Origin of the sequence: Collinsella aerofaciens, assembly GCF_039752955.1 — a bacterium.
In the GTDB taxonomy this organism is placed as follows: domain Bacteria; phylum Actinomycetota; class Coriobacteriia; order Coriobacteriales; family Coriobacteriaceae; genus Collinsella; species Collinsella aerofaciens_BI.
In genome coordinates, this window is sequence record NZ_JBDMHB010000063.1 from 1 (window position 1) to 6,786 (window position 6,786).

General features: G+C 58.0%; 6 protein-coding genes. 4 read left to right on the plus strand and 2 right to left on the minus strand.

Annotated features, from left to right (window positions below; genetic code table 11):
• Window positions 1–145: 145 nt before the first annotated feature.
• Window positions 146–613 carry a hypothetical protein gene (locus tag ABHR75_RS09450; protein WP_346964190.1) on the minus strand — a complete coding sequence of 156 codons (468 nt, stop codon included), beginning with the start codon at window positions 611–613 and terminating at the stop codon, window positions 146–148.
• Between the two features lie 277 nt (window positions 614–890).
• Between ABHR75_RS09450 and ABHR75_RS09455 the strand changes: the two genes are divergently transcribed.
• Window positions 891–1,322 (plus strand): Hsp20/alpha crystallin family protein, encoded by a 432-nt coding sequence (locus ABHR75_RS09455; protein ID WP_195192729.1) that lies wholly within the window; start codon window positions 891–893, stop codon window positions 1,320–1,322.
• An 82-nt stretch (window positions 1,323–1,404) separates the two neighbouring features.
• On the opposite strand, the gene ABHR75_RS09460 is transcribed toward ABHR75_RS09455, so the two are convergent.
• Window positions 1,405–2,214: an MBL fold metallo-hydrolase gene (locus tag ABHR75_RS09460; protein WP_346964191.1), complete on the minus strand. Its 810-nt coding sequence runs from the start codon at window positions 2,212–2,214 to the stop codon at window positions 1,405–1,407.
• A 48-nt stretch (window positions 2,215–2,262) separates the two neighbouring features.
• Here ABHR75_RS09460 and tilS point away from each other — a divergent pair, with 48 nt between their 5' ends.
• The 3 genes from tilS to ftsH all read left to right on the plus strand — a co-directional run bounded on the left by tilS (window position 2,263) and on the right by ftsH (window position 6,634).
• Window positions 2,263–3,801, plus strand: coding sequence for a tRNA lysidine(34) synthetase TilS (gene tilS, locus ABHR75_RS09465; protein ID WP_346964192.1), 1,539 nt, complete (start codon window positions 2,263–2,265; stop codon window positions 3,799–3,801).
• A 147-nt stretch (window positions 3,802–3,948) separates the two neighbouring features.
• Window positions 3,949–4,497, plus strand: coding sequence for a hypoxanthine phosphoribosyltransferase (gene hpt / locus ABHR75_RS09470; RefSeq protein WP_035138721.1), 549 nt, complete (start codon window positions 3,949–3,951; stop codon window positions 4,495–4,497).
• A 61-nt stretch (window positions 4,498–4,558) separates the two neighbouring features.
• Window positions 4,559–6,634, plus strand: a complete 2,076-nt coding sequence (ftsH, locus tag ABHR75_RS09475; RefSeq protein ID WP_346964193.1) for an ATP-dependent zinc metalloprotease FtsH — start codon at window positions 4,559–4,561, stop codon at window positions 6,632–6,634.
• Window positions 6,635–6,786 lie beyond the last annotated feature (152 nt).

Below are 6,786 nucleotides of genomic sequence, written 5' to 3' on the forward strand. Positions count from 1 at the left end.
GCGCCGCTGACCGGTGGACGGCACCGAGCCGTACGCTTGAACTGAGAAGGGGGAGGCCTCGCGGCCTCCCCCTTTTTTGCGTTAACACTTCACAATGTCGTTGCAGTTCACCTGTAACCCGGTTGGGCTTATGGGTAATGAGCTTTTATTTTAAGACAATAAATCGAATCACAAGGGCAACTGCTATGACCACAATGATCAAAAGCAGGAATTGGAGTCGATGCCGCTTACGTCGTTTACTTGATGAGACGAAGATCGTTTTCCCTTGCTTTGGCGTCTCGAGATAACGAGCCGAATGCGTTAAGGTTTGCTTAGGTCGGGGACCTCTTTGCTGCCGAGTTATGGGCGTTTTCGCCGGGTCGTCATTGATTGCGCTGTTTTTTGATAACGGTGCATCTTTTAGATATACGGGATCGCCCGATGCGACGCCCATATGCTTACGTCGCGTTTGGGCATCCTCGAGCGTTTGATATCGATTTCTCGTCACATATTCGGGCTCTGCATCATTAATGGGCTCTTGCGAGATGTGGGGGCGATGGAACCGTGGCGGCTGCGTGGAAATATCTTCCCCCTGCGTCGGCATAAACATATTGTTCTGGTTTTGGTCGTCCATGATGCCCTTTAGCTCGTTACCAACAACGTGTACGCGCTCATTGTAAGCCCCTTGTTATTTGTAGCTGTGGACATACTCGTTATTTAAGCTCTGGTTCAAAGAACCTTAACCTTCCTAAAACCTTAGTTCTACACACTTAGATATGCTTATAGTACTGGACTCAAAAAACTTTATAGTCAATGTATATATGAGCACCGGGTGGGCATATATAAGAGCGTCAAAAGAAGTCCCAGTCACCTAGAAGATGACTCGGCAGTCCTATAAAGGAGTGGTAAACATGGCAAGCATGGTTCCTTATCGTTCGGTTTTTGGCGTTCGTCCCTCTGCAAGCTCGCTGTTCGATCTGTTTGATGATATGAGTGACCTAGCGAACGGCTCGATTGCCTCTAAGGCGTTCCCCGTTGACGTTGAGGATAAGGGCGATGGCTATGAGGTCAAGGCTTATCTGACCGGCGTCGCCAAGGACGATATCGATGTCGAGCTTAACGAGGGCCGTCTGTCCATTAGCGTGAATGTCGAGGAAGACGAGGAGAACGAGGGCAAGAACTTCCTGCAGAAGGAGTTCAGCTCGTACAGCGCGACGCGTGGCGTGTATCTTAAGGACGCTTCGAGCGAGGGCCTCTCGGCTAAGTACGCTGACGGCATCCTGACCGTTACGGTTCCCAAGATCGTCGAGAAGAAGAACGTTACGAAGATCTCCATCGACTAACTTCGTTGGTGTTCTGCGCAATTAAAAGACAGCAAAAGGGGCTGGGAAGCGATTCTCGGCCCCTTTTGCTGTCTAGGACAGTCTATTGAATGGTCGCCGGCTGATACTGACTCGCAGGGCGTATCGAGAGTTTTCGCGATCCTTGGAGAAGGGTTGCGGAGCTGCCGACCTCGTCATCCAGGGTTGCGGCCAGAGCTTTGGCATAGCTTTTGACGGTAAGGCTCGGACGATTGTTATCTTGGCTGATATGCATGGCAATGAGCTGTTCGGTGCGATCGGTAACAAGTTCGCGCGCGGCTTCGGCGGCTTGGCTGTTGGAGAGGTGTCCCCTTGCAGACAGGATGCGCTCCTGAAGAAAGCGGGGATATTCTCCCTCGCGCAGCATGGTCACATCGTGGTTGCTTTCGAGTGCGAGGACTCGACAATCTTTGAGGGTTTTCATGGCTTGGCTCGATAGCTCTCCGGTGTCGGTGGCAAACCCAATGGAATCATCGAGAGCATTGAATCGATAGCCGACCGGATTGATGACATCGTGTGATGTTGAGTAGGTTTGCACGTGGATGCCGGCAATGGACAGGGTGTCGCCGGGATCGAATTCCTCGACAGACAGATGCGAAAGATTTTCTTTGTTCGAAAGAGTGCCCCTGCTGGCAAAGAGGGGGCCGTGCCAGTGCTTGCACCAGACATTGAGGCCCTTGATGTGATCGCTATGCTCATGAGTAATGAGAAGAGCCGAGACGTTGTCTGTCGAGAGTCCCAGTTCTGCCATGCGCTTTAATGTCTCGCGGCGAGACAGTCCGTCATCGACCATAATGAGCCCCTGCGGGCCCTCGATGAGTGCGCAGTTGCCTTTAGAGCCACTGCCGAGGATATGAAGGTGCAGACGAGACATAAGATTCCAAAGGATACAATGGGTGCGGACGAATAGAGGAGGAAGAAAATGCCTACGGTATCTCAGCATTATGGACACCATGCCGTGCCTGGGGCAGTCGATGAGACCCGGACGAGGCAGCAGGCTGCTCCTGTCGTGCTCATGGTATCAGGCGGCGCGGACTCGACGGCACTGCTTCTTATGGCGTGCACATCAAAGCTGGATATCCAAGACGGACGCGGTGTTGCCCCCATTGCTCGCGAGCGCCTGCATGTGCTGCATGTAAACCATCATCTGCGCGGCAAGGCGTCCGATGGCGACGAGGCCTTTGTGCGTGAGCTCTGCGCGAAATATGGTTTACCGCTGTGCGTGGAGCACGCTTATTTTGATGGGGAGTCGGGCAATATTGAGGCCGCGGCCCGCGAGGTGCGCTATGCCGCGGCGCGGAGGTATGTTCGCGAGCTCTGCGCCCAGACGGGGGCACCGCGAACGGCGGCTCGTATCTGCACCGCGCACACATCTTCGGATCGCGCGGAAACGTTTTTGATGAACGCGATTAAGGGTTCGGGGCCCGCTGGCCTATCGAGCATTCCTCGCCGGAGGAATATCGTGGTGCGTCCCTTGCTCGACCTAACTCATGGCGAGCTCGTGGGCTATCTACAGGTACATGGTCAGCCGTGGCGTGAAGACGAGAGCAATGAGGATATCTCGTATCTGCGAAACTACGTGCGCCATCGAGTGATGCCGGTGGTGGCGCAGCGCAACGCGAACGTCTGCAAGACGATTGGCGCCGCCTGCGAGATCTTAGGCGATGAGGACGCGTTTTTGTCTCAGCTTTCGGCACAGGCGTTTCGAAGCTGCCTGCGTAAGGAGGCGGCGGGCGCGCTGGTGCTCGATGCCAGGCGCCTTGCTGCGGCCGAGGTGGTAATCGCGCGGCGCATCGTGCGACTGGCGATTAAGCGCATCGATCCGGACGCTCGTCCAGAGATGCGACATGTGGAGCGAGTCCTTTCCTGCGTTGCCGAGGGCGCCGGCTCGGTCACGCTTCCGGCGGGGATTGACGCACGCATTGAGTTTGGCATGCTGGCGTTTAAGGCGCCGGCGGCTCGCGAGGGCCTGGTCGCGGACTGGGTTACCGTACCCGGTCGTCTGCCGTTGGGCGGGGGACGTATGCTGGTCACAGAACCGATGGCCGTTGAGCCGGGATGCGATATCGTGCGCCGCGCCCGTGAGCTTGCGGCTGCCGGGGAAGTGACAGCTTTGGTAGACGCGGCTGCCCTGGGTTTTGCCGACAGCGATAGTGAGCGGATCCTGGCGGGCTCGCGTGGCGAGATCCCAGCCGAGGCGCGATTGGCGCGCCTGTGGGTGGACGGTCCCACACCGGGAGACGTGATGTGCCCGTTAGGGATGAGTGGCCGAAGCAAGAAAGTATCCGACTTGCTAGGCGAGGCTCGCATTCCCGTTTCCGAGCGCGCCGGCGTGCCCATGGTGAGGACGGCGCCGGGGGGTGCCGTGGTGTGGGTCGCCGGAGTTCGCGCGGACGAGCGTTTTAAGTGCACGGCCGCAACGCGCGTGGCATATCTGCTCCGCGTGGTCGATGCGGAATAGCGTCCCACGCCTGCTATTCTGTGCGACGTTGACGGTATTCCCGCGCTGATGGCGCACGGGCTGGTAAATTTACCCCGTGCGCTGCTAGAATGTGTAGTTCGCGTCCATACGGCGGTGTGTGGGCGATAAGCACAAGAAAGGGTTGTCATGGCTTCTCAACATCCGGATATCGAGAAGGTTCTGTTCACGCAGGAGGATATCGACGGTATCGTCTCTCGCCTAGGCGAGCAGATTACTCGCGACTACGCGGGTAAGGATCTGGTGCTGATTGCGGTCCTGCGCGGCGCCGTGGTCTTTATGGGCGACCTGATGCGTAAGATCGAGCTGCCGACCAACATCGATTTCATGGCTGTTTCGAGCTATGGCGACGGTGTGAAGTCCTCGGGTATCGTGCGTATCATTAAGGACCTGGATATCGACATCCGCGGTCGCGACGTGCTGATCGTCGAGGACATTCTGGACTCGGGCCTGACGCTCAAGTATCTGATGAAGAACCTCGAGAGCCGCAAGCCCGCTTCTCTGGAGGTCGCCGCCTTCCTGTGGAAGGACGTTGAGGACCGCGTCTCGGCCATCACGCCCAAGTATGTTGGAACCCATTGCCCCGATGCCTTTGTGGTGGGCTACGGCCTCGACTATGCCGAGCGCTATCGTAACCTTCCGTATCTGGGCATTTTGAAACCGGAGGTTTATTCGTAAGATGCCCGACGACCGTAACGAGAACAATTCCCAGACTCCCCGGGACCCAAAGATCCCGGGGATGCCCGGAGGCAAGAAGCCCACGCGTACGGGCTGGCTGTATTTTATTTTGGCTTGCGCGCTTCTGGGCTACGCCTTCTTTAACATGGGCTCCGGCTTTGCCAATTCCAGCAATACCGTTAAGCTCGCGACGAGCGAGATGGTGAGCGCCATCAAGCAGGATCGCGTCGAAGATCTGACCTATACGGTTCAAGACGGAAGCGTGACGGGTCATTACTGGAAGACGAAGAAGGACAAGGGCGATACGAGCGAGCTCAAGAGCTTCTCCTCGACCTATGTCGGCTCCGATTCGCTTGCCGAGCTCATGGCGGAGCACCCCGATACCAAGTACATCGTCAACACCAACGATCCCGATTTTTGGGGCGACTTGGCGATGAGTGTGCTTCCGACGATCGCCCTTATCGCCATCATGTTCTACTTTATGCGCCAGATGATGGGCGCCAACAACAGGAACATGCAGTTTGGCAAGACCAACGCCAAGACCAACGAGGCCACGCGCCCCAAGGTCAAGTTTGAAGACGTTGCCGGCGTGGACGAGGCAGTCGAGGAACTCGAGGAGATCCGTGACTTTTTGAGCGATCCGGGCCGCTATCGCAAGCTGGGCGCCAAGATTCCGCGCGGCGTGTTGCTGGTGGGCCCTCCGGGCACCGGTAAAACGCTGCTGGCCAAGGCTGTAGCCGGCGAGGCGGGCGTGCCGTTCTTTAGCATCTCGGGTTCCGACTTTGTCGAGACGTTCGTGGGTGTCGGCGCCAGCCGCGTGCGTGACCTCTTTAAGGAGGCCAAGTCCCAGGCTCCGTCGATCATCTTCATCGATGAGATCGATGCTGTGGGACGTCAGCGCGGAGCTGGCTTGGGCGGCGGTCACGACGAGCGCGAGCAGACGCTCAACCAGCTGCTGGTCGAGATGGACGGTTTTGAGGAGAGCGAGTCGGTCATCCTGATCGCTGCGACCAACCGTCCTGACATCCTGGATCCGGCATTGCTGCGTCCCGGCCGTTTTGACCGTCAGGTTACGGTCGACCGTCCGGATGTGAAGGGCCGCGAGCAGATCTTGCGCGTGCATGCCGAGAACAAGCCGATGGACGAGGACGTTAAGTTTGAGAAGCTCGCCCAGATGACCGTTGGCTTTACTGGTGCCGATTTGGCGAACCTGCTCAACGAGTCTGCGCTGCTGGCCGCTCGCCGTCATCGTTCCGTGATCTCGATGGACGAGGTCGAGGAGTCGATGGAGCGCGTGATTGCCGGACCGCAACGCAAGGGTCGCGTGATGACCGAGGCCGAGCGCACCACGATTGCCTACCACGAGAGCGGTCATGCCCTGGTGGGCCACATCCTGGAGCACTCCGATCCGGTCCACAAGATCTCGATCGTCAGCCGCGGCCAGGCGCTGGGCTACACGCTGCAGCTTCCGCAGGAGGACCACTTCCTCAAGACCAAGAACGAGATGCTCGACGAGCTCGCCGTGTTCTTGGGCGGTCGCGTTGCCGAGGAGCTCATGTGCGATGATATTACGTCGGGCGCGAGCAACGATCTGGAGCGCGCAACCAAGATGGCGCGCGAGATGGTCACGCGCCTGGGCATGAGCGAGGAGCTGGGCACGCAAGTGTTTGGCGAGGCGCAACATCAGGTGTTCCTTGGTCGCGATTACGCCGATCACCAGGATTACTCCGAGGAGACGGCGCGCCGCATCGATATCGAGGTTCAGCGCATTATGCGTGAGGCCCATCGTCGTGCGGTCGAGATTCTGGACGCCCGTCGCGATCAGCTTGATCTGATGGCGAAGGTGCTGCTTGAGCGCGAGACCGTCGAGGGCGACGCCGTGAACGCCCTGCTCGACAACGAGTGGAATGCCTACCTTGAGCGCGAGGGCGATATCCTGGCGGCCAAGGAGGAGCGCAATGCCAAGGCGGCCGGCATGCCGACCAAGAAGCGCGTGCCTCGAATGAGCGAGGAGGAGCTGGCGGCTGATGCCGCGGCCTTTGCGCAGGCGGCCATGCAGGAGGATGCCGAAGCCGCATCCGATGATGCTGACGATGACCATGCCGTCGTCGATGCCGACACCGACGCCGACAAATAGTCTTTGTGGCGAAAGCCTCCGCGGGGAAACCTGCGGAGGCTTTTTCTTTTGAGCGATATGGGGCCGTCTGTTGATTGGGGACAGACTTAAATGAGCGTTTTCACGCATTTAAGTCTGTCCCCAATCAACATTGCTGCGGCACTGTGCTCGGC